Genomic DNA, 25,866 nt, shown 5'->3' with positions numbered 1-25,866 from the left:
GGGTCCGCTTCCATGGAGGTGCAGTGTCCCGTATGTCTGAACGTCATTCGTCCTGTCGTCCCCATGTTTCCCGCTCCGCGCTCGCCGGTGCCGCGCTCCTGCTGACCCTGGGGGCGGTCGCCGCGCCCGCCCAGGCGTTCGACGGTGCGCAGGGCGCGGCCGGCGCCGGTTCGGCGGCGAAGAAGTTGCCCGTGGTCACGCCCACCCCGCAGGACATGAGATCGGCGGGCGCCGATCTGCGGGTGCCGAGCCGGGTGCGTCTCGTCCTCGGTGACGGCGTCGACGCGTCCAGCGTCGATGTCATCAAGCGCGCGCTGACCGCGGCCGGGGCCCGTTCCGTCGACACCGTCAAGGCCGCTGACGCCGCCAAGAAGGCACCGGCGCGTGGTGAGTTGACCGTGGTGGCCGGATCCATCAAGGACACCGCGGTGGCATCCGCACTGAAGACCGCGGGCGGCACCGTGCCCGACACCCTGAACCCGGAGGGCTACTCGCTCGCGTCCCGGGGCGCCGCCGAGTCTGACATCGTTGTCCTCGCGGGCAACGACGGCGACGGTGTCTACTACGCCGCCCAGACGCTGCGTCAGCTGGTGACCGGGGCGCACACCATCGCCTCCGTCTCGATCACCGACTACCCGAGCATGCCGCTGCGCGGCAGCATCGAGGGTTTCTACGGCGCGCCCTGGTCGCACAGCGACCGCGTCGACCAACTCGCCTTCTACGGCGACGTCAAGGCCAACACGTACATCTACACGCCGAAGGACGACACGTACCTGCGGGAGAAGTGGCGGACCCCGTATCCCGCGGACAAGCTTGCCGATCTGCGCGAGTTGATCGAGCAGGCCGCCGTCCACCATGTCGACTTCACGTACGCCCTCTCCCCGGGGCTCTCCGTCTGCTACAGCGATCCCGATGACGTGAAGGCGCTGAAGGAGAAGCTGGGCTCGCTCTACGACCAGGGCGCCCGCAGCTTCTATGTGGCGCTCGACGACATCAGCTACACCAAGTGGAACTGCGATGCCGACCAGGCGAAGTACGGGGCGCCGGGCCGGGCCGCCGCGGGGCAGGCGCAGGCCGATCTGCTGAACGCGGTACAGCAGGACTTCATCGACACCCATGAGGGCGCCAAGCCGCTCCAGTTCGTGCCCACCGAGTACTCCGACACGGCGGACTCCGCGTACAAGTCGGTGCTGCGCGAGAAGCTGGACCCGAAGGTCGTCGTGCAGTGGACCGGCACGGACGTCGTGCCGCCCTCCATCAGTCTCGCGGACGCGAAGGCCGCGTCCACGGTGTGGGGGCGCAAGGTGTTCCTCTGGGACAACTATCCGGTCAACGACTACGGGCAGACCACCGGACGGCTCCTGATGGCCCCGTACGACAAGCGGGAAGCCGGTCTGCACAAGGAGTTGAGCGGCATCGTGCTCAACCCGATGAACCAGGCGGCGCCGAGCAAGGTCGCGCTCTTCGGCGGCGCGTCGTTCGCCTGGAACGACGAGAACTACGATGCCGACCGCACCTGGCGCGCGTCCGCCGACTACCTGGCCGGCGGTGACCAGGGGACCGCGAAGGCCCTGCTCGCCTTCTTCGACACCCAGCACCTCGCGCCGACCTTCGGCGACACGAACTGGCAGCCGCAGGCGCCCGAACTCGCCTCGCGCCTCGCGGAGTTCCGCAAGGAGTGGGACGGCGGATCCCGCGCCGACCGGCAGGCCGCCCTGCGCAAGATTTCGGCCTACGCCGACGTGCTCTCCGGGGCCCCGGAGCGGATTCGCGCCGGAATGCGGGACGAGGCCTTCCTGGCGCAGACGAAGCCGTGGCTCGACGCCCTCGACCTGTGGGGCGGCGCGCTCAACGCCACCCTGGACGGGCTTCGCGCCCAGCTCAACTCCGGCAGCGGGGAAGCGGACTTCGCGAAGGCGGCCGACCTGGCGAAGCAGGCCTCGGCCATCACCACCATCCCTGACACCACCCGTCCGCAGGGCCCGATCAAGGTGGCCGACGGAGTGCTGGACACCTTCATCGAGCAGGCGCCCCAGATGTGACACGACCGCTGACGCCCGCCCCGGTATCCGACCGGGGCGGGCGTTGTCGTTTCCGGGGTTCCGCGCCGGTGTGCAGGGGCTACATCCCGCCGAAGTTGGCTGATCGTGGAGGCAACTTCAAACCTTGACCACAAATTCCACACATCCCTCTCTATGGGCGGCCTCAATGGTCTAGATTGACCGTGCTTCACATGCCGGGACACTAGGCGACAAATGATGATCTATGGGGGCCGGTGCGGAGCGCGACCGACCGCGGCTGCGCCGGAATCGAACGGGGGGTGATCTTTTCGTGGTGCCCGACAGGGGAACCGGAGCGCGGGGAGCGCCCCAGAGGTCGAGGGATTCCCGAATGCCTCGGCCATCGGATCCCGGGGCAGCGCGTCAGGTCCGCCACCGACTGAGCGGACTGCTTGCGCGGCGCTGAACCAGCCGGTGAGTCATGCGCGGGAGGCGGGGGCCTCCCGAGGGGGAGGAGCAGCGCGGTACGGGGGGCGGGGGGCCTCCCGAGGAGGGGAAACAGCACGGGGGGCGGCGGCCTCCCGAGGGGGGAGTAACCGTGTTGGGCGAGCACGTCGAACCCGCTGGCGACCGAGACGGGGATGTACAGCAGGGGGAATTAGTCAGCCCGTTCCCTCCGGTCCGCGGGCGGCCGGTGAACGGGGCACTGCGTCGGCCCGCGAGCGACTGGGAGCAGCGTTACCGCCGCATCGTGATCATCAGCGATACGGTGGCGACCGCCTTCGTGGTGGCGGCCTTCGGCGGCTTCTTCGGGGTCAGGGACGCGGCCAACTGGCACGAGAAGTGGAAGATCCTCGCTTTCGGCACCGAGTTGCTGGTGCTGGGGGCGCTCGCGGTGAGCCGCTCCTGGGCCCCGGCCGTGCTCGGCCAGGGCGCCGAGGAATTCCGCCGGCTCGGACGATCGCTGTTCGCGGCGACCGTCGTCCTCGCGCTCGGCGGGATCGCCCTCACCTCGCGGAACATCAAGCTCTGGATCTTCGTCGCGATCCCCGCGATCGCGCTGGTGACGATGACCGCGCGCTATCTGCTGCGGCTTTGGCTGCACAGACAGCGCAAGGAAGGACGTTGTCTGCGTCCGGTGCTGGCCGCAGGGAGTCCGGCCACCGTGCGCGACCTGATCAGCAGAACGCGCAAGTTCCCGCACATCGGCTGGCAGGTGGAGGCGGTCTGCACGACGGACGGTCATGTGCTCGGCGGTGACCATCTGGACGGGGTGCCGGTCGTCGGCCCCCTGACGGACGTCGCGAGCCACGTCTCGCGCGACGGCTACCGGGTCGTCGCGGTCACCCCGGACCCGCACTGGACACCGGACCGGCTGCAGCGGCTGGCCTGGAACCTCGAGGGCAGCGACGCCGAAATGGTCGTGGCCCCCGTGCTGATGGAGGTGGCGGGGCCGCGGCTGCACGTCGACGCGGTACTGGGGATACCGCTGCTGCGGGTCAGCATGCCGGCGTTCACCGGGGGGCGCCGGGCGATCAAGGAGATCGTCGACCGGCTGGGCGCGCTGTTCCTGATCCTGCTGTTCGCGCCGCTCATGGTGCTCGTCGGCCTGTCCGTTCTCATGGACAGCCCCGGCGGGGTGTTCTACCGGCAGCGCAGGGTGGGCAAGGACGGCCGCGAGTTCACCATCGTCAAGTTCCGCACCATGGAGGACGGGGCCCATGGGAAGCGGGCCGGTCTCGCCGACCGGAACGACGGGGCGGGGCTGCTGTTCAAGCTCCGGAGGGATCCGCGGGTGACCAAGGTGGGGCACGTGCTGCGCCGCTACTCGCTCGACGAACTCCCGCAGCTGTTCAACGTGTTGACCGGATCGATGTCGCTCGTCGGCCCGCGGCCTCCGCTGCCCGAGGAATCCGCGGCGTACGGCCCGGACATCCGGCGGCGGCTGCTGGTCAAGCCCGGCCTCACCGGGCTGTGGCAGATAAGCGGGCGCAGCGACCTGCCGTGGGAGGAGGCGGTCCGCCTCGACCTGCGCTACGTCGAGGACTGGTCGCTCGCCCTGGACACGGTGATCTTGTGGAAGACGCTGCGGGCCGTGCTCCACGGACAAGGGGCCTACTGAAGCAGGGGGGCGCCGACTCGTCGGCGTATGGACGGCAGGTCACCAAGGCCTGCTCTGGGGGAGGAACGGGAATGAGGATCAGCGTCCTAGGGCTCGGCTACGTCGGCTGTGTGTCGGCGGCATGCCTGGCAGGACAGGGCCACGAGGTCATCGGCGTGGACGTGAACCAGGCGAAGGTGGACCTGGTCAACAACGGCAGGGCCCCCGTGGTCGAGGAACGCATCGGCGAGCTCACCGCCGAGGTCGTGCGGACCGGGGCCCTGCGCGCCACCCGCGACGTCCATGAGGCGATCATGGAGAGCGACGTGTCGCTGATCTGCGTCGGCACGCCGTCGGAGCCCAACGGCAGCCTGTGCACCACGTACTTGGAGCGGGTCGCCGAGCAGATCGGCGCCGCGCTGGCCGAACGCGGGCAGAAGGGCGGCCGGCACACGGTCGTGTTCCGCAGCACCATGCTGCCGGGCACCTGCCTGAACCTGCTGGTGCCGATCCTGGAGAAGAGCCTCGGCGGCACGGCGGGCGTCGACTTCGGCGTCGCGGTCAACCCGGAGTTCCTGCGCGAGGGCACGAGCGTGCGGGACTTCTTCGACCCGCCCAAGACCGTCATCGGCCAACTGGACCAGGCCAGTGGCGACGTGGTGGCCCAGTTGTACGAAGGGCTGCCCGGCGAGGTGTTCCGGGTGCCTGTCCCGGTCGCCGAGGCGATCAAGTACGCGGACAACTCGTTCCACGGCCTCAAGATCGGCTTCGCCAACGAACTGGGCGCCGTGTGCCAGGCGTTGGGCGTCGACTCGCACCAGGTGATGGACGTCTTCCTCGCCGACCGCAAGCTCAACATCAGCCCCGCCTACCTGCGGCCCGGCTTCGCCTTCGGCGGCTCCTGCCTGCCCAAGGACCTGCGCAGCCTCGTCCACGCGGCGCGCCGGGCCGACGTCTCCGTGCCGATCCTGTCCCACGTCCTGGCGTCCAACGCCGACCACTTGCAGCGCGCGGTGGAGCTCGTCGAACGCACCGGCAAGCGCAAGGTGGGCCTGTTCGGCCTGTCCTTCAAGCCGGGCACCGACGACCTGCGCGAGAGCCCGCTCGTCGAACTGGCGGAGCGGCTCTACGGCAAGGGGTACGACCTCAAGATCTACGACGCCAACGTGAGCCTCTCCCGGCTGATGGGCGCCAACCGCGAGTACATCGAGGGCCGGCTCCCGCACCTCGCGCAGCTGCTCGCGGACTCCGTCGACGAGGTGCTCGACCACGCAGAGGTGTGCCTCGTCGGCACCAGAGATCAGGCCGTCCTGTCGGCGCTGCCCCTCAGCGGCGGCCCGGCGATCGTCGATCTCGTCCGCCTTCCCGACGCCGAGGCGCGTCGGGCCGAACCGGGGTACATGGGCCTTGCTTGGTGACGCGATGAACGAAGAGGCAACCCGCGACGGCGGCCCCGAGCGGCGCGCGCTGGTCCTGGTGGAGAACCTGTCGGTCCCCTTCGACCGGCGGGTGTGGCAGGAGTGCACGACGCTGCGCGACGCGGGCTGGACCGTGCACGTCATCTGCCCGCAGGGGACGAAGCGGGACACGGAGCCGGAGACGGTGATCGACGGGGTGCGGATCCACCGCTACCCGCTGCGCGCCGCCACCGGGGGACCGGCCGGCTATCTGCGGGAGTACGGATCGGCCCTGTGGCACACGGCCCGGCTCGCCCGCAAGGTGGGACCGGTCCACGTCGTCCACGCCTGCAACCCCCCGGACCTGCTGTTCCTGGCGGCCCGGTGGCTGAGGCGGCGCGGCGCGCAGTTCGTCTTCGACCAGCACGACCTGGTGCCCGAGCTGTACCTCTCGCGCTTCGACCGCGGCGAGGACCTGCTCCACCGTGCGGTGTGCGCCCTGGAGCGGCGGACCTACCGGGCCGCTGACGTCGTGCTCGCCACGAACGAGAGCTACCGCGACGTCGCGCTCGGCCGCGGCGGCAAACGGCCGGAGGACGTCTTCGTGGTGCGCAGCGCGCCCCAGGTCGACCGCTTCCAACCCGTGCCGCCCGAGCCGGAGTTGAAGCGCGGCAAGCCCCATCTGCTGTGCTACCTCGGCGTGATGGGGCCCCAGGACGGCGTCGACTACGCCCTGCGGTCCCTCGCCAAGCTGCGCGACGGACTCGGGCGGACCGACTGGCACGCCGTGTTCGTCGGCTCCGGCGACGCCTTCGACGCGATGGTGGAGCTGTCCCGCGAGCTCGGGCTCGCGGACCAGGTGGAGTTCACCGGGCGCATCCCGGACGCCGACCTGGTGCGCTACCTGTCCACCGCGGACGTCTGCCTCTCGCCCGACCCGCGCAACCCGCTCAACGACGTATCGACCATGAACAAGGTCCTGGAGTACATGGCGATGGGCCGGCCCATCGTCTCCTTCGATCTCAGAGAGGCGCGCGTCTCCGCAGGTGAAGCGGCGCTCTACGCGCGTGCCAACGACGAGGCCGAATTCGCCGGTCTCATCGCGCGGCTGCTGGACGACCCCGAGCAGCGGGCCCGGATGGGCAAGCTCGGCCAGGAGCGGATCGGCGGCCCGCTGTCCTGGCGGAACTCGCAGGAGTCACTGCTCGCCGCCTACGCCGCCGCGGTGGCCAAGCGCGGACCCGCCCAGGCAAGGAGGAGGCGGCGGCGTTGAGCGAGGACACGATCCGCCTGGTCACGATCGGCCGGATTCTGCGTCGAAGGTGGCGGCTGCTCGCCGTCCTCACCGTGGTGGGCGCGCTCGTCGGCTACGGCATCTCCGTGGTGTTCCCCCCGCGGTACACGGCGTCGGCCTCGGTGCTGCTGCCCGGCCAGTGGGAGGAGCGCGAGCTGCTCACCCAGGTGGACATCGCCACGAGTTCGTCGGTCGTCGACCGCGCGGCCGCCAAGCTCGACTGGGCGGGCGTCAACGGCAGCGACCTGCGCGACCGCGTGGCGGCCAAGGCCGCCGACGGCAACATCATCACGATCTCCGGCACGGCCGAGAACCCGCGGCGCGCGCAGCAGCTCACCGACCGCGTGGCCCAGCAGTTCGTCGCGTTCTCCGCGCGGATCGCGGGCGGCGCGACCGACGCCGACGCGGCCGCGGGACCCGAGGCCCTGCGCAAGAAGGTGCAGGAGACCAACCGCCGGATCACCGAACTGGCCGAGGGGGCCGACCCGGGCCGGACGGTCGAGGGCGTGCAGGCCCGCACCGCGCTGGAGAACCTGCGCAACTCGCTGGAGGCGGCCATGAAGAAGCTGGAGGAGTCCGACCCGGCGACGGACAAGGCGAGCATGGTCGTCATGGGCCCGGCCGCCAAGCCGACCGGCCAGTCGCCGCCGACGAGGACGCAACTCATCGTCGCCGGTGCGCTGCTGTTCTTCCTGTTCGCGGTCATCGGCCATCTCACCGCCGCCCGGATGAACCGCCGGCTGCGTACCGAGCAGGAGATCGCCGCCGCGCTCGGCTCGACGCTCCTCGGAGCCGTCGACGTGCCCGGCGAACAACGGGCGCAGCACGCCCAGGGAGGCGGCCCGCGGGCCGGACTGCGCCGGCTGCTCGGCACCGACGTCCGATGGGACGTGCCGCCCCCGCAGCGCTCCGGCGACGAGGCCGCGAGGCGCACCCGCTACCGGCGGGTGTGCGCCCACGTCCGCGCCCAACTGCCCGCACCCCGGCGCCTGTTGGTCGTCGTCCCGGACGGCGACGAGCTCGCCCTGCGGGCCGCGGGGCAGCTCGTCGCCGAGGCCAAGGGCGACCCGGTGCTGCGCGTGGTCGTCGTGCCGGTGGACCGGCCGATCGTGCCGGACCGCGGCACCGAATCGGGCGCCGTGGTCGTCCTCAGCGCAGGCAGCTGGACCGCGGAAGAGCTCGCCGGCATCGCCGAGGCATGCGCGGACGCACGGCACGAGATCGTCGGCATCGTCGTGGCGGGTCCTGTCAGGGCCCGCCCGGCGGGAGCCGCGGAGCCGCCGCCGGACCACGCCACTCCCGCGCTCGCGGTGCGTGGCCACGCGACGGGAGGCTCGGCGTGACGACGAACAGGACTTCGGAGTCGTCGGCGGGTACCCCGCTGCTCGACCTGCACGCGCTGGTGGTCGCGGTGCGCAGGCGCCGTCGCCTGTGGGGCGCCCTGGCGCTGCTCGGGCTGATCGTCGGCGCGGCGGTGGCGGTCCTGCTGCCGCCCCCGCCGAGCGCGGTGACCAAGGTGCTCGTCGCGCACGAGGAGGACCAGCCGAACGACACCGGAACGCTGATCCGGACCGACATCGAGGTGCTGGGGACCACCCGCATCGCCAAAGACGCCCTGCAGACCCTCAAGTCCCAAGAACGCCCCGAGGACTTCATGAAGGACTACCGGGGCACCGGACTGACCAACAACGTGCTGCAGATCGACGTGGCGGCCGACAGCGAAGCCCTGGCGGTGGACCGGGCCAAGGCGCTCGCCGACGCGTTCGTCGCCGACCATGTGCGCCGGATGCAGGCGGCGGCGAAGGCCGAGTCCCAGGCCCTGCTCGACCAGCGCGACCGGATGCGAGCGGAGCTCGCCCGGGTCAACAAGGAGATCGGCGACCGGTCGCCGGACAGCGCCCGCAAGGACTCGGCAGTCACCGAGACGCTCTTCGCCCGCCGCGCCGAACTCAACTCGCGCATCGCCGACTTCGACCAGCGGGCCGCGGAGGCCCGCACCGGAACGCCCAAGGTCGTCGCCGGTACGCAGATCGTGGACGCCCCGCGCGCGGTGAAGCACTCGCTGCCCAAGGCGGCCGCCACCAACGCCGCGATCGGGCTCGTCCTCGGCCTCGTCCTCGGGCTCGCCCTGTCCGCGGTCGGCGCGGTGGTGGCGGACCGCCCCGTGCTGCGCCGGGACATCTCGGCGAACCTGGGCGCCTCCGTCATCGCGGAGCTGCCCCGGCGAGGGCGGCGCAGGAGGACGCGGGCGACCCGCGAACGCCTCACCGCGACCCTGACCCGCACGGTGCACGGATCCGCTGAACCGCTGTCGCTGCTCGAACTGGGCTGCGCGCGCACCACGAGCGCGATCGCGATGGACCTCGCGGGGGCCCTGGCGGCGGAGGGCCCGGTGGCCGTCATCGACGGACTGCCGGGACCGGAGCTCGCCGACCACCGCCCGCAGCCGGGCGGTCCCAGGGTCGTCGGCGGCGAGCACGCCGCGGCCCTGGCGCCCCAGGACCGCCGCATCGGCGTCGGCTCCGTGGCGCCCGGCACGGCGTGGACCGACCTCCAGTACCTCGGCACCCAGACCGTGCTCGTCGTGCGGGCCGGGTACGGCAGCGCCGCATGGCTGCACACCGTGGCGCGCCAACTCGCCGAGCAGCGCATCCCGGTGATCGGTGTGGTGCTCGTCGACCCCGATCGGCGCGACCGCACCGACGGCACGCTCTGGGACGGCCTGCACACCGCGCTGCGCGGCCGGGGCGACCGGCAGGCCCGGCAGAACGGGTCGGGCCCGCGGCGCACGGAGCGCAAGCCCGCGTGGGCCGCACGGGGCGTGGACAACGACCAGGAGGCTCGCTAGCACATGTGTGGCATCGCAGGCACTTACCGGTGGCCGGACGGGAAGGCCGTGACCGACCGGCTCACCGACACCCTCGCCCACCGCGGTCCCGACGGGGCCGGCCGCTACGGCCACCCCGTCGGCGACGGCGACGTGCAGCTGGGGCACCGCCGGCTGTCCATCATCGACCTGTCCGAGACCGGCGCCCAGCCGATGGTCTCGGGCGGCCTCGCCCTGACGTACAACGGCGAGCTGTACAACGCACCCGAACTGCGCGCCGAGCTGGCGTCCGCCGGGGTGCGCTTTCGCGGCACCTCCGACACCGAGGTGCTCCTGGAGGCCTGGCGGCGCTGGGGCACGGACTGCCTGCCCCGGCTTCGCGGCATGTTCGCGTTCGGGATCTTCGACGAGCGCTCCGGTGAACTGGTGCTCGCCCGCGACCAGTTGGGCATCAAGCCGCTGTTCCTGCTCCGGCGCGGCGGCGGCCTGGTGTTCGCCTCCGAGCTGAAGGCGCTCGCCGCGGGCACCGGCGGCAAGCTGGAGGTGGACCACGCGGCCCTGGTGGCCTCGCTGCTGTACTACTGGGTGCCGGACTCGCGCTGCGCGTTCCGCGAGGCCGAGAAGCTCCCGCCGGGCAGCTGGATGCGATTCCGGCCCGACGGACGGGTGGAGCACGGCCGCTACTGGAACCTGAAGGACGTCGCCACCGAGGGCCGCGAGCGGGCCCGCAGCGGCGAACAGCCGGACCTGGCCGCCATCGTCGAGGAGTCGACCAAGCGACACCTGATGTCCGACGTGCCCGTGGCGACCTTCCTCTCCGGCGGCCTCGACTCCAGCTATCTGACCGCCATCGCGGCCCGCCACCAGCCGGGGATCTCCGCGTACACCATCGGATTCCGCGCCGAGGACGCCAAGTTCGAGGCGATGCCGGACGATCTGCGCTACGCCCGGCAGGTCGCCCAGCGGTTCGGCGTCGACCTGCACGAGATCGAGATCGCGCCGAACGTCCTCGACCTGCTGCCGCAGATGACGTACTCCCTGGACGAGCCGATCGGCGACCCCGCCGCGATCAACACGTACCTGATCTGCCAGGCCGCCCGCGAGGCCGGTGTCAAGGTCATGCTCTCGGGGATGGGCGCCGACGAACTGTTCGCCGGCTACCGCAAGCACCTGGCCAACCTGATCGCGCTGCGCTACCAGCGGGTGCCCCGGCCGCTGCGGCGCGGGCTCTCCGCGGCCGTCGACAGGCTGCCGGTCGCCACGTCCCGGCGCGGCCTGCGTTCGGTCCGCTTCGCCAAGCGGTTCCTCTCCTTCGCCGATCTGCCGGAGGAGACCGCGTTCCGGCGCAGCTACACCATGTACGACCAGCAGGAGCTGCTCGCGCTGCTCAATCCGGACCTGGCCCCGGCGGTCGACGACGTGCTGACCGAGCACGCGGACATCTACGAGGACAACGAGCTCGACGACTTCGTGAACCGCATGTGCCTGGGCGATGCCCGGATGTTCCTGCCGGGCCTCAACCTCGCGTACACGGACCGCTCCAGCATGGCCGCCTCCACCGAGGTGCGCGTGCCCTACGTCGACGTAGAGGTGGTCAAGGCCGCGTTCGCGTTCCCCGGCGACCGCAAGATCGTCGGACGGCAGGGCAAGGCCGTGCTCAAGGAGGCGGCCACCTCGATCCTGCCCCGCGAGATCGTCTACCGGCCCAAGGGCCTGTTCAGCGCCCCGCTGCGGGCCTGGATGAGCCGGGACCTGGCGCCGCTCGTGCGCGAGGTGATCAACGACGGCGAGCTGGTCCGCTCCGGGTTCCTGCGGCGCGACGCGCTCCAGCGGCTCGCCGCCGCGGACGCCGCCGGGCAGAGCGACTACTCCAAGCATCTGTGGCACGTACTGACCCTCGAGTACTGGTATCGCGACGCGACCTCTGGGTCCGACAAGAGCACTCGGTCAACAGCGTAGGAATTCAGAGGAGTTCGGGTGAAGCAAGTTGTTCAGAACTACAAGAGCGGCGAGTTGGCGGTGCTCGACGTGCCGGTGCCCGGGTGCAAGCCCGGCGGCGTGCTCGTGCGCACCGGCTACTCGCTGATCTCCACCGGGACCGAGCTGATGAAGGTGTCCGAGGCCGGCATGTCGATGCTGGGCAAGGCCCGCTCGCGCCCCGACCAGGTGGCCAAGGTCATGCAGAGCGTGGCCACCAACGGCGTGCCCGCCACCTACCGCAAGGTGATGGGCAAGCTCGACTCCTACACGCCGCTCGGCTACTCGCTGTGCGGGGTCGTCGAGCAGGTCGGCGCCGGTGTCGACGACGTGAAGGTCGGCGACCTCGTGGCCTGCGCGGGCAACGAGCACGCGCTGCACGCCGAGCTCAACTGGGTGCCGAAGCACCTCTACGCGCGCGTGCCGGAAGGCCTCGCGCCCCGGCACGCCGCCTTCGGCACCGTCGGCTCGATCGCCCTCCAGGGCGTCCGCCAGGGCGAGCCGCAGCTCGGTGAGACGGCCCTCGTCATCGGCCTCGGCCTGATCGGGCAGCTGGTGGTGCAGCTGCTCACCGCCGCGGGCGTCCGCGTCGTCGGCGTCGACCCCGACCCGGCGCGCTGCGAACTCGCCGAACGCCAGGGCGCCGAGGCCTGCGGCGACCCGGAGTCCTCGGCCGTGGCGGCGGCCGTCGCCGAACTCACCGACGGACACGGCGTGGACCAGGTGTACCTGGCGGCCGGCGGCTCCAGCAATCAGCCCGTCGAACTGGCCGCCAAGCTGTGCAGGGACCGCGGCCGCGTCGTCGACATCGGCAAGTGCCGCCTCGACCTGCCCTGGAACGCGTACTACGAGAAGGAACTCGACGTCTGCTTCTCCCGCTCCTACGGCCCCGGCCGCTACGACCCGTCGTACGAGCTGGAGGGGCGCGACTACCCGATCGGATACGTGCGCTGGACCGAGCGCCGCAACCTGGCGTGCTTCCTCGATCTGCTCGCGCGCGGCAGCGTCGACGTGGAGCCGCTGATCACCCACGTCGCCGACTTCGACGACGCCGTCGAGACGTACCAGCGCCTGAAGGACGGCGAACTCAAGGCCGTGACCGCGCTGTTCCGCTACCCGGAGCAGCCGGTGGAGGCCCAGGCGCCGGTGGTGTCCGTGCCCGCGGTGACCGCCGCCAAGCCGAGTCGGGCGCGGGCCACAGGAACGCGCCCGGTGCGCCTCGCGTTCGTCGGCGCGGGCAACTACGCCACGTCGATGCTGCTGCCGCACCTCACCGGGCGCGACGGCGTCGAATTGGCGACCGTCGTCACCACGACGGCCCTGTCCGCGGCCAACGCGCAGCGCAAGTTCGGCTTCGCCGAGGCGACCACCGACCTCGACGCCGTGCTCGGCGACACGTCCATCGACGCGGTCTTCGTGGTCACCCGGCACAGCTCGCACGCCGACCTGACCCGGCAGGCCCTGCTCGCGGGCAAGAGCGTGTTCGTGGAGAAGCCGCTCGCGCTCGGCGAGGACGAGCTGGCGAGCGTCCTCGCGACGGTGGAGGAATCCGGCAACGACCGCCTCCAGGTGGGCTTCAACCGCCGCTTCTCCCCGCTGCTGCGCGAGGCCAAGCAGCGCTTCGGCGCCCGCACGGGCCCGGCGCACCTGCGCTATCTGGTCAACGCGGGCCGGCTCGACCACGGCAGCTGGTACCTCCGACAGGGCACCGAGGGCTCCCGGTTCGCCGGCGAGGGCGGCCACTTCATCGACACGGCGAGCTGGCTCCTTGACGCCGACCCGGTCTCGGTCCACGCCACCGCCACGCCCGGCAACGAGGACCTCCAGGTCGTGCTCCGCTACCCGGACGGCTCCACCGCCACCATCAGTTACGTCACCACCGGCCCGGCGGCCTTCCCCAAGGAGACCCTCGACCTGGTCGCGGACGGCAGGGCCCTGCGGCTCGACGACTTCGTGCGCGCCTCGGTCTACGGCCCCAAGCGGTGGGTCAGCTCGCGGCTTCCCAAGGCCCGGGACAAGGGCCAGAACGCCGAACTGGCCTCGTTCGTCAAGGCCGTGCGGACCGGCGGCCCGATGCCCGTACCGCTGGAGTCGCTCGTCGCCACCACGGCGGCCACCCTCGCCGTGCAGGCGGGCCTGGCCGGCGGCGCGCCCGTCACCCTGGCGGGGCAGCGATGACCATGAGTGCGGGCTGGTACCTGCGGCGCCTTTCCCGGATGGGGCCGCAGGAGGTCGTGGGCCGGGTGGGCGACGCGGCGCGCAGACGGCGCTGGCGTTCCTCGCGGCCCACCTCCCCGAGCGTCACCGGCGCCCGGTTCACCGCGGTCCTGCCCGAAGGGGCGCTCGCCGCGGTGCCGCCGGAGGCCGCGAAGCGCCTGATCGCGGAGGCGGACCGGCTGATGTACGGGCACGCCGAGTTCTTCGGCGTGGTCCGCGACGACCTGGTCGACCCGGACTGGTGGCACGACCCCAAGACCGGCCGCCGGGCGCCGTTCGGCTACGCCTTCGGCGTGCCCTACCGCGACGAGGACGTGGTGGGCGATATCAAGCAGATCTGGGAGCCGTCCCGGCACCAGTACCTCACGCAGCTCGCCGCCGCCTACGCGCTCACCGGGGACGACCGCTACGCCGAGCGCGTGGCCGAGCACCTGCGCTCGTGGTGGGCGGCCAACCCGCCGCTGCGCGGCGTGCACTGGATCAGCGGCATCGAGCTGGGCATCCGGCTGCTGTCCTGGGTGTGGATCCGCCGGCTGCTGGAGGGCTGGCCGGGCGTCTTCGACCTGTTCGAGGACAACCCGGTGGCCGTGCACCAGATCTGGCACCACCAGCGCTGGCTGGCCGCCTTCCCCAGCCGGGGCTCCTCGGCGAACAACCACGTCATCGCCGAGTCCGCCGGGCAGTTCGCGGCGTCCTGCGCGTTCAACTGGTTCCCGTCGTCCCGGCGTTGGCGCAAGGGCGCGCTCAAATCGCTGGAGCGGCACCTGCGCGGCAACACCTTCCACTCCGGCCTCAACCGCGAACTGGCCACCGAATACCACGGCCTCGTACTGGAGTTGGGCCTGGCGGCGGTCGCCGAGGCCGACGCGGCCGGCGTGCCGCTGCCCGCGACCGTACGGATCGTCCTGCTGCGGATGACCGACGCGCTCGCGGCCGTCGTCGACAACCGGCTGCGCCCGCCGCGCCAGGGGGACGCGGACGACGGGCACGGCCTGCTCGTCGACGGCGCGGCCGGCGCGGGCACCGACCGCTGGGGCTCGCTCCTCGCCACCGGGGACGCCGTGTTCGGCCGCCTCGACTGGTGGCCCGAGGCGCCCCGCGCCGATGTGCGGACGCCGCTGCTCGCCGCGCTGATCAAGCCCGCCGCACCCGCCGTGCGGCGCCCGGCGGCCCGGCCCGCGCACTTCGCGGACGCGGGCCTCACCCTCCTGCGTAGTGCAGGGGAGACGGGCGAGATCTGGTGCCGCTGCGACGGCGGACCGCACGGCTTCCTGTCCATCGCCGCGCACGCCCACGCGGACGCGCTGTCCGTGGAGGTGCGCCACGACGGCGTCGACGTGCTCGCCGACCCGGGGACGTACTGCTACCACGGCCAGCCCGAGTGGCGGCGCTACTTCCGCTCCACCATCGGCCACAACACCCTGGAGCTCGACGGCGCCGACCAGTCCGAATCCGGCGGCCCGTTCCTGTGGACCCGGCACGCGGGAACCCAGGTCCTGGAGGCGGGCACCGACCGCTGGCTCGCCGAACACGACGGCTACCGGCCCTCCGCGCACCGCCGCCGGGTCGAACTGAACACCGTGGCCGAGGAGTTGACCATCAACGACGAGGTGACCGGGCCGCACCGCGACCTGCGCCTGGCGTTCCACCTCGGGCCGGAGGTCACCGCCGTACTGGAAGGGAACCGGGCCCTGCTGACCTGGACGCGCGACGGGGAGGACCGCTCGGCCGAACTCGGCCTGCCCGAGCGGCTGTCCTGGCAGGCGCACCGCGGCGCCACCGAACCGCCGCTCGGCTGGTACTCCGCAGGATTCGGGCGCAAGGAACCGGCCACCACGCTGATCGGCAGCGGACGCGCGGACGGCGCGGGGGAGTTCACCACCGTGCTCAGGTTCCTGGGCTAGGGGAGGAGGGGAGACGTGGGTATCAAGTGGCGGCACTGGGCGTGGCCGGCGGCACCGCTGACGCTGGTCCTGCTGGCGGCGACGGGCTGTACGAGCACCTCGGACGCCGGGGCCAAGGCGTCCGCATCGCCGTCCAGGCAGGGAGCCCGGACGGCGGCGGCCCGCGTCTGCGACAAGCCGTCGGGCGGGCCCGAGAAGGCACCGAAGGGCGCGGTCACGGTCGACCCCAAGAAGGTCAACGACCTGACCGAGAAGACCAAGAGCCACCGGGCGGGCACCACGTTCTGGCTGAAGCCGGGCAAGCACCGGCTCGAATCGGCGCGCTACGCCCAGGTCATCCCCAAGAAGGGGAACCGCTATCTCGGCGCGCCCGGCGCCGTGCTCGACGGCCGGAAGGTCAACCAGTACGCCTTCGGCGGCCATGCCCCTGACGTCGTCATCCGCTCTCTGACGGTGGAGCGCTTCGTCCCGCAGCAGAACGAGGGCGTGGTCAACCCCGGCTCGGCCGACGGCTGGGTGATCGAGCGCTCGACGATCCAGCGCAACGCGGGCGCCGGGATGATGACCGGCACCCGCCAGAAGATCCTCTCCAACTGCCTGCGCGACAACGGGCAGTACGGCGTGAACGGCTACAAGGAAGGCGACACGGCCCGCGGCCTGGTGATCGAGGGCAACGAGGTCGTCGGCAACAACACCGACGACTGGGAGAAGAAGCAGCCCGGCTGCGGCTGCACCGCCGGCATGAAGTTCTGGGCCGTCAAGAGCGCCGACATCCGCGGCAACTGGGTGCACGACAACCGCGGCGTCGGGATCTGGGCCGACAACAACAACAACGACTTCCTCATCGAGAACAACCTGATCGAGGAGAACGACGGCGCCGCGCTGATGTACGAGACCAGCTACAACGCGGTCATCCGCGACAACACGATGCGGCGCAACAACTGGATCAGCGGCGGCAAACCGGCCGAGCGCGGCGACAGCTTCCCGTACGGGACCATCTACATCTCGGAGGCGGGCGGCGAACCGCGGGTCAAGGCCCGCACCGACAAGCTCGAGATCTACCGGAACCTGATGGAGGACAACTGGAACGGCATCACCCTCTGGGAGAACTCCAACCGGTTCTGCAACAGCCCGGCCAACACCTCGACCGGTGAGTGCACGCTCCTGGTGAAGGACGTCAAGCGCTGCGCGCGGCCGGCGATCGCGAAGCCGCCGCTCTACGACGACTGCCGGTGGAAGACCCAGCGGGTCGACATCCACGACAACCGCTTCATCCTCGACACCTCCGTCGTCAAGTGCACGGACAAGTGCGGCCGCATGGGGATCCTCTCCGTCTACGGCACCTATCCGAAGTGGTCGCCCTACCAGGGCAAGCGGGTCGCCGAGGCGATCGCCCGCAAGCAGCACAACCGCTGGCACGACAACGTCTACCGCGGACCGTGGACGTTCGTCGTCGAGGACATGAGCCGGGTCGTCGACCGCGGGGACTGGCAGGACGCGCCGTACAAGCAGGACGCGGGCAGCACCTTCCACCGAAAGGCCGGTGGCTGAGATGGAGGAACAGGACAGGCTCGCCACACCCAAGGCCGTCGGCATCGTCTGGCTGCTGCTCGGCATCAACACGATGGGCTCCGCCGGAGCGAAGACCATCTTCCCGCTGCCGCGCTCCGTCATCCAACTGGTCACCATGGGCTCGCTGGTCGCCGCCTTCGCCCTGGCGCTCGCGCTCAACACACGGCTGCGGATCCGGCCCAGCGCCTTCGTGTTCCTGCTGACCCTGCTGCTCGTGCCCAGCGTGATCGCCAGCCTGGGGATCGGCCCCGGCGGGCTGTTCCGCTGCGGCCGGCTCGCGCTCTTCGTCGGCACCCTGTGGCTGCTGAGTTGCTGGTGGGACGGCAGCCTGACCTTCGTCCGCTACCACATCCGGATGTACTTCGGGGTGCTGGTGACGGTGGTCGCGGGCCTGGTCATCTCCCCGGGCGCCGCCATGCCCGAGCTGTACGGCGGGCGGCTCGTCGGCGCGCTGTGGCCGCTCACCCCGCCGCAGATCGGCCAGTACACGGCGGTGATCATCGGGCTCACCGTGCTGCTCCTCGTCGGCCGCCGGATCGACAGGACGAGCGCGGCGGTGGTCATCGTCCCGTGCCTCGTGCTGCTCGCGCTCACCCACACCCGGACGGCCACGGTCGGCCTGCTCGCCGGGCTCGTGCTGGCGATCTGCTCGCTCCTGCTGACCAGCGCCGCCGCCCGCCGCTTCTTCGGATGGGCGGTGCTGGTGGCGACGGTGGCCGCGGTGGGCTTCGCCTCCGCGGTCCAGGCCTGGTTCCTGCGCGGACAGAACAAGGAGTACTTCACCAGCCTCACCGGCCGGGCCAAGGTCTGGGACGCGCTCCTCGCGGCGCCCCGCTCCGGCGCCGAGCAGTTCTTCGGCACCGGCCTGGGCGACAAGTCGTTCGGCGGGCTGCCGATCGACAACAGCTGGCTCGCCGTCTACAACGAACAGGGCCTGATCGGTGTCACCCTCGTCGCGTCCGTCCTCCTCGTCCTCGGCGCCGTCGCCCTGCTGCGGCCACCGTCGCTGGAGAGGGCCTGCGCGATCTTCCTGATCAGCTATGTCGTGCTCTCGTCGTACACCGAGGCCGGCCTGGGCGACGCCTCGCCGTATCTGCTGCATCTGGCCCTGGCCGCCACGCTCCTGGCGACGCCCGCCAAGGCCACACCGTTGCCGGCGCCCGCACTGCCCCGACCACGTATCCCGCGCTGGGCCCGGGAACGGGAGGTGAGCTGACCATGCATGTACTCGTGGTGCACAACCGCTATTCCTCGGGACAGCCGAGCGGGGAGAACCGGGTCGTCGACGAGGAGGTCGCCCTGCTGCGCGCGGCGGGCCACCGGGTCGAGCTGTTCGAGCGGCGCAGCGACGACATCGCGGGCCGGTCGCTGCTCGGCAAGGTCGCGGTGCCGCTGCTCGTGCCGTGGAACCCGGCGGTCCGCAAGGAACTGGCCGCCAAACTCCGTGCGGACCGCCCCGATGTGGTGCACGTCCACAACGTCTTCCCGCTGCTGTCGCCCGCGGTCCTCGCCGCCTGCGCCGACGTCGGGGTGCCCACCGTCGCCACGCTGCACAACTACTACCAGGTGTGCCCGCCCGGAACGCTGCAGCGGGACGGCCGGCTGTGCACCGACTGCGTCGGTAAGACGCTGCCGCTGCCCTCGATCCGGCACGGCTGCTACCGCAACTCCCGCCTCGCCACGCTGCCGCTCGCGGTCAACCTGTCCGTCAACCGGCAGCGCTGGTGGACGGGCGTCGAGCGGTTCTTCTGCATCTCCGCGGCGCAGCGCGACGTCCTGGTGCGCTCCGGCATGCCGTCCGAGCTGCTGACCGTGAAGCACAACTTCGTGCCCGACCCGGGCGCCGGCAGGGACGGGGACGGTGAGCAACTGCTCTACCTCGGCCGCCTCGCCGAGGCCAAGGGCGTGCGGGTGCTCATGGCCGCCTGGGACATGATCGCCGCGGAGGGCGGCGTGGGGGTGCCGCTCGTGCTGGCCGGCGCGGGACCGCTGGACCGGGAGGTGTCCGCCTGGGCGCAGGGCCGGGACGACGTGCGCTACGTCGGCCTGCTCGAACCGGACGAGGTCCGCAAGGCCGTCGCCCGGTCGGTCGCGGTGGTGGCGCCCTCGCTGGCCCCGGAGACGTTCGGCCTGGTGGTCGCGGAGGCGATGGCGGCGGGGGTCCCGGCCGTCGCCTCCGGTCACGGCGCCTTCGTCGAACTCGTCGAGGACGGGGAGACCGGACTGCTGCACCGGCCGGGCGAGCGCACCTCGCTCGCGTCCTGTCTGCGCCGGATCACGGCCGATCCGGCCGCCAACCGGGCGATGGGCCGGGCGGCCCGGCTCCGCTACGAGCAGGGCTTCAGCCCGGCCGTCGGCCTTGCGCGCCTGGAAGAGGAGTACCGCTCCGCGATCGCGGGCCGGTCGGAACAAGGAAACACAGCGCAAGGAAACACAGCGCAAGGAAACACAGCGCAAGGAAACACATGGGGGACGGAATCAATGGGGGGCAGTAAATGACTCAGTGCCGACTCTGTGGCTCGGCGACGCTGGCGAGCGTCGTCGATCTGGGGGCGACACCGCCGTGCGAGAGCTTTCTCGCCGCGGACCAACTGGACGCGCCGGAGCCCGCGTTCCCGCTGCACCTGCGGGTCTGCACCGACTGCTGGCTGGCGCAGATCCCGCCGCTGATCACGCCGGAGGAGACGTTCAAGGAGTACGCGTACTTCTCGTCGTTCTCCACGTCCTGGGTGGAGCACGCGCGTACGTTCGTGGCCGACGCGGTGGAACGGGCGGGGCTCGGCCCCGACGCCTTCGTGGTCGAGGTCGCGAGCAACGACGGCTATCTGCTCAAGCATGTGGTGGACCGGGGGATCCGCTGCCTGGGCATCGAGCCGTCGGTCAACGTCGGCGCCGCCGCGCGCGAGGCGGGCGTGCCCACGCTCACCGAGTTCCTCAGCCCGGAGACCGGCGCGGCCGTCCGCGCCGAGCACGGCCCGGCGAACCTGGTCGCGGCGAACAACGTGTACGCGCACATCCCCGACGTCGTGGGCTTCACGCAGGGCCTGCGCGCCCTGGTCGCGGCCGACGGCTGGGTCTCCATCGAGGTGCAGCACCTGCTGACGCTGATCGAGGAGAACCAGTACGACACGATCTACCACGAGCACTTCCAGTACTACACGGTCGCCTCCGCGATCCGCGCGCTCGCCAGCGGCGGACTCGCCCTGGTGGACGTCGAGTTGCTGCCCACCCACGGCGGCTCCATCCGGTTGTGGGCGCGGCCCACCGAGGTGGCGGGCGAGCCGTCGCAGCGCGTCAACGACGTCCTGGCCCGCGAGAAGGCGGCCGGTCTTCAGGAGCTGTCCGGGTACACCGAGTTCTCCGCCCGGGTGGCCAAGGTCCGCCGCGACCTCCTGAAGTTCCTCATCAAGGCGGCCGAGCAGGGAAAGACGGTCGTCGGCTACGGCGCCCCCGGCAAGGGCAACACGCTGCTCAACCACTGCGGCATCCGCCCGGACCTGCTCGCCTACACGGTGGACCGCAACCCCTACAAGCACGGCCGGTTCACCCCGGGCACCCGCATCCCGATCCTGCCGCCCGAGCGGATCGCCGAGGACAAGCCGGACTACGTCCTGGTCCTCCCGTGGAACCTGCGGGCCGAGCTGACCGAGCAGCTGTCGTACGTGGGCGACTGGGGCGGCCGCCTCGTCTTCCCCATCCCGGAACTGAGCATCGTCGAGGTGCCCGCGAAAGAGGTGTCAGCATGAAGGTCGTTCTGTTCTGCGGCGGCTACGGGATGCGGATGCGCAGCGGCGCCGCGGACGACGTGCCCAAGCCGATGGCGATGGTCGGCCCCCGGCCGCTGATCTGGCACGTCATGCGCTACTACGCGCACTACGGGCACAAGGAGTTCATCCTGTGCCTCGGCTACGGGGCGCACCACATCAAGAACTTCTTCCTCAACTACGAGGAGACGACGTCCAACGACTTCGTGCTGCGCAACGGGCGGGCCGAGCTGCTGTCCAACGACATCGCCGACTGGACGATCACGTTCGCGCAGACCGGCATCGAGTCACCGATCGGCGAGCGCCTGCGCCGGGTGCGCCACCACCTGGACGGCGACGAGATGTTCCTCGCCAACTACGCCGACGTGCTCACCGACGCCCCGCTGGACGAGATGGTCGACCGGTTCGCGCGGCGCGACGCGGGCGCGTCGATGATGGTGGTCCCGCCGCAGTCCTCGTTCCACTGCGTGGACCTCGGCGAGGACGGGCTGGTCGGCGGCATCACCGCGGTCAGCGACATGCCGCTGTGGGAGAACGGCGGCTACTTCGTGCTCCGCCAGGAGGTCTTCGACCACATACCGGAGAACGGGGACCTGGTAGCCGACGGCTGCGCCCAACTCGCCAAGCAGGGACGCCTCGTGGCGCACCAGCACCGCGGCTTCTGGAAGCCCACCGACACCGTCAAGGAGCGCGCCGCACTCGACGCCGGCTACGCGCGCGGCGACCGTCCGTGGGCCGTATGGGAGCGGGACGAAGCGGGGGTGAGCGCGTGATCCGGCTCGGAGCCGGCGGTCCTGACCGGATCGTCGCGGTGGGCGCGCACTGCGACGACATCGCCATCGGCGCCGGCGGCACACTGCTCACGCTGTGCAGGGCGCGGCCCGGCCTGCGCGTCGACGCGTTGGTGCTCACCGGTGGCGGCGGGGAGCGCGAGGAGGAGGAGCGGGCCGCACTCGCCGCCTTCTGCCCGGGCGCCGACCTGCGCCTGACCGTGCACAAGCTGCCGGACGGCCGGCTGCCCGCGCACTGGGAGGAGGTCAAGTCCGCGCTCGAGGAACTGCGCCTGCAGAGTGACCCGGACCTCGTCCTCGCCCCGCGCACCGACGACGCGCACCAGGACCACCGCGGCCTCGCGCGGCTGATACCCACCGCCTTCCGCGACCACCTCGTGCTCGGCTACGAGATCGTCAAGTGGGACGGCGACCTCGGCCGGATGTCCGCGTACCAGCCGCTGACACCGGAGATCGCCGAGGACAAGGTGCGGCTGCTCCAGGAGCACTACGCCTCGCAGCGCCACCGGCCCTGGTACGACCGCGAGGCCTTCCTCGGCCTCGCCCGGATCCGCGGCATCGAATGCCACGAGCGCTACGCCGAGGCGTTCGCCGTCACCAAACTCACGCTCGACCTGGGCGCTCCCACACCGGGCGCTCTCACTCTGGGGGATTGAACCTTGCGCGTACTACTGACCGGACACCAGGGCTACCTGGGCACCGTGATGGCCCCGGTCCTGCGGGCCGCCGGACACGACGTCGTCGGCCTCGACTCCGGCCTGTTCGCCGACTGCGTCCTCGGCCCGACCCCCGACGACCCGCAGGGGCACCGGGTGGACCTGCGCGACGTCACCGCCGAGCACGTGGCCGGGGTGGACGCCGTGATCCACCTCGCCGCGCTCTCCAACGACCCGCTCGGCTCCCTGGCACCGGAACTCACCTACGACATCAACCACCACGCCTCCGTCCAGCTGGCCCGCCTCGCCCGCGAGGCCGGCGTCAAGCGCTTCCTCTACGCCTCGACGTGCTCGGTGTACGGAGCCGCGGGCGGCGGCGAACTCGTCGGCGAGGACGCCCCGTTGCGCCCCGTCACGCCCTACGCCGAGTCCAAGGTGCGCGTCGAGGACGACCTGCACGCGCTCGCCGACGGCGACTTCACCCCGGTGTACATGCGCAACGCCACCGCCTTCGGCTACTCGCCCCGGCTGCGCGCCGACATCGTCCTGAACAACCTCGTGGGCCACGCACTGCTCTCCGGCGAGGTCCTCGTGCTCTCCGACGGCACCCCGTGGCGGCCGCTGGTGCACGCCGGCGACATCGCCCGCGCCTTCACGGCCGCGCTGAGCGCGCCCCGCGAGGCGGTGCACGACCGGGCGTTCAACATCGGCAGCGAGACCAACAACGTCACGGTCGCCGAGATCGCCGAACAGGTCGCCGAGGCGGTGGCCGGCGCGAAGGTGCGCATCACCGGGGAGAACGGCGCCGACCCGCGCTCCTACCGGGTGGACTTCGCCCGCTTCCGCGAAGCGATCCCCGGCTTCGACTGCGAGTGGACGGTCAAGCGGGGCGCGCTCGAACTCGCCGAGGCCTACCGGAAGTTCGGCCTCACCAAGGACGACTTCGACCGCCGCTTCACCCGCCTCGCCGTGCTGCGCGCGGCGTCCGAGGCCGGCGCCGTCGACGACACCCTGCGGTGGCGTCCGTGACCGCGATCGAAGAGCAGATGTACGAACTGGTGGAGCGGATGTACCCGCTGTGCCGGAGCATCACCGGCGATGGTGTGCGCGCCACCCTGGCCATCGTCGGCGAGTACATCCCGCTCGACGTGCACGAGGTACCGACCGGCACCCAGGTGCTCGACTGGACGGTGCCGCAGGAGTGGAACATCCGCGACGCGTACATCGCCGACGCGTCCGGACGCCGCGTCGTCGACTTCGCCGAATCCAGCCTGCACGTGCTCGGCTACAGCGTCCCGGTGTCGGCGACGATGCCGCTGTCCGAGCTCCGCGCCCACCTGCACACACTGCCGGACCGGCCCAAGTGGGTGCCGTACCGCACCAGTTACTACAAGCCGGACTGGGGTTTCTGCCTGGCCCAGGAGACCCTGGACGCGCTGCCCGACGGCGAGTACCAGGTGCGCGTCGACTCCACCCTGGAGGACGGCCACCTCACCTACGCCGAGCACGTCGTGCCCGGCCAGGTGCCCGACGAGGTGATCGTCTCCTGTCACGTGTGCCACCCCTCGCTCGCCAACGACAACCTGGCGGGCATCGCGGTGGCCACGTACCTGGCCCGCGCGCTGGTGAAGCACACGCCGTACTACACCTACCGGTTCATCTTCGCGCCCGGCACCATCGGCGCGATCACCTGGCTCGCCCGCAACAAGGAGCGCGTGGAACACGTCAAGCACGGCCTCGTGCTGGCCTGCGCGGGCGACCGGGGCGACCTCACGTACAAGCGGAGCAGACGCGGTGACGCGGAGATCGACCGTGTGCTGCGGCACGTGCTGAGCACCTCCGAACGGCCGCACCAGGTCAAGGAGTTCACGCCGTACGGATACGACGAGCGGCAGTACTGCTCGCCCGGGTTCGACCTGGGCGTGGGCTCGCTCACCCGCACCCCGTACGCCGGCTACCCCGAGTACCACACCTCCGCGGACAACCTGGACTTCGTCTCCCCGGAGGCGATGGCGGACACCCTCGCCGTGTGCCGCGAGGCGTTCGCCGTCCTGGACCGCAACCGCCGCTACCTCAACCAAAGTCCTTACGGGGAGCCGCAGTTGGGACGGCGCGGGCTGTACGACGCGCTCGGCGGGCGCAGTGACACCAAGCAGGCCCAGATGGCGATGCTCTGGGTGCTCAACCTCTCCGACGGCGAGCACAGCCTGCTCGACGTCGCCGAGCGGTCCGGGCTGCCGTTCGACACCGTCGCCGACGCGGCCGACGCGCTGCACGGCGCGGGACTGGTCAAGGCATGACGTCGATGACCACCGAGGAGGAGAAGACGAAGGCATCCGCCGGATCCGCCAGGCGCGCCCTCGCCGGCCGGCTGTCCTGGGGCCTCGCCGACCAGGCGGCCTCCAGCGTGTCCAACTTCGCGGTGGGCATCTACGTGGCGCGCTCGCTCGGGGTGACCGCGTTCGGCATCTTCAGCCTGGCCTGGGTGACGTACGGCGTGGTGCTCAACGTCTCCCGGGGACTCGCCACCGACCCGCTCGTGGTGCGCTTCAGCGGCGTGCCGGAGGCGTCCTGGCGCCGGGCGGTGACCCGGTCCTCGGGCACCGCGCTCGGCGTCGGCCTCGCGCTCGGCGCGGCGTCCCTGGTGATCGGCCTCGCCCTCGGCGACCGGATCGGGCCCGCCTTCGCCTGCCTCGGCGTCGTCCTGCCCGGACTGCTGCTCCAGGACTCCTGGCGGTTCGCCTTCTTCGCCGCGGGCACCGGACGCAAGGCGTTCGTCAACGACATCGTGTGGTGCGTCGCACTGATACCCGCCCTGGTGGTCGCCGCCCGTGTGGGCGGCGTGCCCGCCTTCGTGCTCGCCTGGGGCGGATCCGCCGCGGTCGCCGCCGCGTACGGCTGCTTCCAGTCCGGCATCCGGCCCCGGCTCACCGGAGCGCGCGCGTGGCTGCGCGAGCACCGCGACCTCGGCACCCGCTACCTCGTCGAGAACGTCAGCAACAGCGGCGGCAGCCAGCTGCGGGCGTACGGGCTCGGCGTGATCGTCGGCGTCGGCGCGGTCGGCGTGGTCCGCGGCGCCGAGCTGCTGCTCGGCCCGTTCATGGCCGTGCTGATGGGGCTCTCGCTGGTCACCGTCGCCGAGGCGGCCCGGGTACTGCGCAGGGCCCCGCACCGCCTCGGCCGGTTCTGCCTGCTGCTCGGCGGCGGACAGGCCGTCGCCGCGCTGCTGTGGGGCGCCGCGCTGCTCCTGGTGCCCGACCGGGCCGGCGCGTTGGTGCTCGGTGACGTCTGGAGCGCCGCCTCCCAGCTCATCGTGCCGGTCACCCTCGGCGTCGCGGGCGCCGGGCTCGGCACCGGCGCCGCCGC

At 71.6% G+C, this 25,866-nt stretch carries 18 protein-coding genes; all 18 read left to right on the top strand.

The window, feature by feature from the left end:
• The first annotated feature begins 32 nt into the window (after positions 1 to 32).
• Positions 33 to 2,042 (top strand): beta-N-acetylhexosaminidase family protein, encoded by a 2,010-nt coding sequence (locus tag OKJ99_RS13265; RefSeq protein ID WP_326016265.1) that lies wholly within the window; start codon positions 33 to 35, stop codon positions 2,040 to 2,042.
• A gap of 556 nt (positions 2,043 to 2,598) precedes the next feature.
• Positions 2,599 to 4,122: a sugar transferase gene (locus tag OKJ99_RS13260; RefSeq protein WP_326016264.1), complete on the top strand. Its 1,524-nt coding sequence runs from the start codon at positions 2,599 to 2,601 to the stop codon at positions 4,120 to 4,122.
• Positions 4,123 to 4,193: 71 nt separating this feature from the next.
• On the top strand, positions 4,194 to 5,519 hold the full coding sequence (locus OKJ99_RS13255; RefSeq protein WP_326016263.1) for a nucleotide sugar dehydrogenase: 1,326 nt from the start codon (positions 4,194 to 4,196) through the stop codon (positions 5,517 to 5,519).
• 4 nt (positions 5,520 to 5,523) lie between these two features.
• On the top strand, positions 5,524 to 6,771 hold the full coding sequence (locus tag OKJ99_RS13250; protein WP_326016262.1) for a glycosyltransferase family 4 protein: 1,248 nt from the start codon (positions 5,524 to 5,526) through the stop codon (positions 6,769 to 6,771).
• Entirely contained in the window at positions 6,768 to 8,135 is a 1,368-nt protein-coding gene (locus OKJ99_RS13245; RefSeq protein ID WP_326016261.1) for a Wzz/FepE/Etk N-terminal domain-containing protein, read from the top strand. Before OKJ99_RS13250 ends, OKJ99_RS13245 begins: the two co-directional genes overlap by 4 nt.
• Complete coding sequence (locus OKJ99_RS13240) at positions 8,132 to 9,640, top strand: Wzz/FepE/Etk N-terminal domain-containing protein (protein WP_326016260.1); 1,509 nt, start codon at positions 8,132 to 8,134, stop codon at positions 9,638 to 9,640. The genes OKJ99_RS13245 and OKJ99_RS13240 overlap by 4 nt, the downstream gene beginning before the upstream one ends.
• 3 nt (positions 9,641 to 9,643) lie before the next feature.
• On the top strand, positions 9,644 to 11,578 hold the full coding sequence (asnB, locus tag OKJ99_RS13235; RefSeq protein WP_326016259.1) for an asparagine synthase (glutamine-hydrolyzing): 1,935 nt from the start codon (positions 9,644 to 9,646) through the stop codon (positions 11,576 to 11,578).
• A gap of 18 nt (positions 11,579 to 11,596) precedes the next feature.
• Entirely contained in the window at positions 11,597 to 13,774 is a 2,178-nt protein-coding gene (locus OKJ99_RS13230) for a bi-domain-containing oxidoreductase (RefSeq protein ID WP_326016258.1), read from the top strand.
• Positions 13,771 to 15,717, top strand: coding sequence for a heparinase II/III family protein (locus OKJ99_RS13225; RefSeq protein ID WP_326016257.1), 1,947 nt, complete (start codon positions 13,771 to 13,773; stop codon positions 15,715 to 15,717). Before OKJ99_RS13230 ends, OKJ99_RS13225 begins: the two co-directional genes overlap by 4 nt.
• A gap of 15 nt (positions 15,718 to 15,732) precedes the next feature.
• A complete protein-coding gene (locus tag OKJ99_RS13220; RefSeq protein ID WP_326016256.1) occupies positions 15,733 to 17,268 on the top strand; it encodes a right-handed parallel beta-helix repeat-containing protein in 1,536 nt (511 codons plus the stop codon).
• Between the two features lies 1 nt (position 17,269).
• On the top strand, positions 17,270 to 18,505 hold the full coding sequence (locus OKJ99_RS13215) for an O-antigen ligase domain-containing protein (RefSeq protein ID WP_326016357.1): 1,236 nt from the start codon (positions 17,270 to 17,272) through the stop codon (positions 18,503 to 18,505).
• A gap of 2 nt (positions 18,506 to 18,507) precedes the next feature.
• Positions 18,508 to 19,788, top strand: a complete 1,281-nt coding sequence (locus tag OKJ99_RS13210) for a glycosyltransferase family 4 protein (protein ID WP_326016255.1) — start codon at positions 18,508 to 18,510, stop codon at positions 19,786 to 19,788.
• Positions 19,785 to 21,035 (top strand): class I SAM-dependent methyltransferase, encoded by a 1,251-nt coding sequence (locus tag OKJ99_RS13205; RefSeq protein WP_326016254.1) that lies wholly within the window; start codon positions 19,785 to 19,787, stop codon positions 21,033 to 21,035. Before OKJ99_RS13210 ends, OKJ99_RS13205 begins: the two co-directional genes overlap by 4 nt.
• On the top strand, positions 21,032 to 21,826 hold the full coding sequence (locus OKJ99_RS13200) for a glycosyltransferase family protein (protein WP_326016253.1): 795 nt from the start codon (positions 21,032 to 21,034) through the stop codon (positions 21,824 to 21,826). The genes OKJ99_RS13205 and OKJ99_RS13200 overlap by 4 nt, the downstream gene beginning before the upstream one ends.
• Complete coding sequence (locus OKJ99_RS13195; RefSeq protein WP_326016252.1) at positions 21,823 to 22,500, top strand: PIG-L deacetylase family protein; 678 nt, start codon at positions 21,823 to 21,825, stop codon at positions 22,498 to 22,500. The genes OKJ99_RS13200 and OKJ99_RS13195 overlap by 4 nt, the downstream gene beginning before the upstream one ends.
• A gap of 3 nt (positions 22,501 to 22,503) precedes the next feature.
• Positions 22,504 to 23,529, top strand: a complete 1,026-nt coding sequence (locus tag OKJ99_RS13190) for an NAD-dependent epimerase/dehydratase family protein (RefSeq protein ID WP_326016251.1) — start codon at positions 22,504 to 22,506, stop codon at positions 23,527 to 23,529.
• Entirely contained in the window at positions 23,517 to 24,800 is a 1,284-nt protein-coding gene (locus tag OKJ99_RS13185; RefSeq protein WP_326016250.1) for a DUF4910 domain-containing protein, read from the top strand. Before OKJ99_RS13190 ends, OKJ99_RS13185 begins: the two co-directional genes overlap by 13 nt.
• A gap of 5 nt (positions 24,801 to 24,805) precedes the next feature.
• Positions 24,806 to 25,866 (top strand): MATE family efflux transporter (locus OKJ99_RS13180; protein WP_326016356.1); only part of this gene is annotated, 1,061 nt, incomplete at its 3' end.

Origin of the sequence: Streptomyces endophyticus, assembly GCF_035798155.1 — a bacterium.
Lineage (GTDB): Bacteria > Actinomycetota > Actinomycetes > Streptomycetales > Streptomycetaceae > Streptomyces > Streptomyces endophyticus.
The sequence above is the reverse complement of the archived record's forward strand: the minus strand, read 5'-3'. Positions and strand labels throughout refer to the sequence as shown.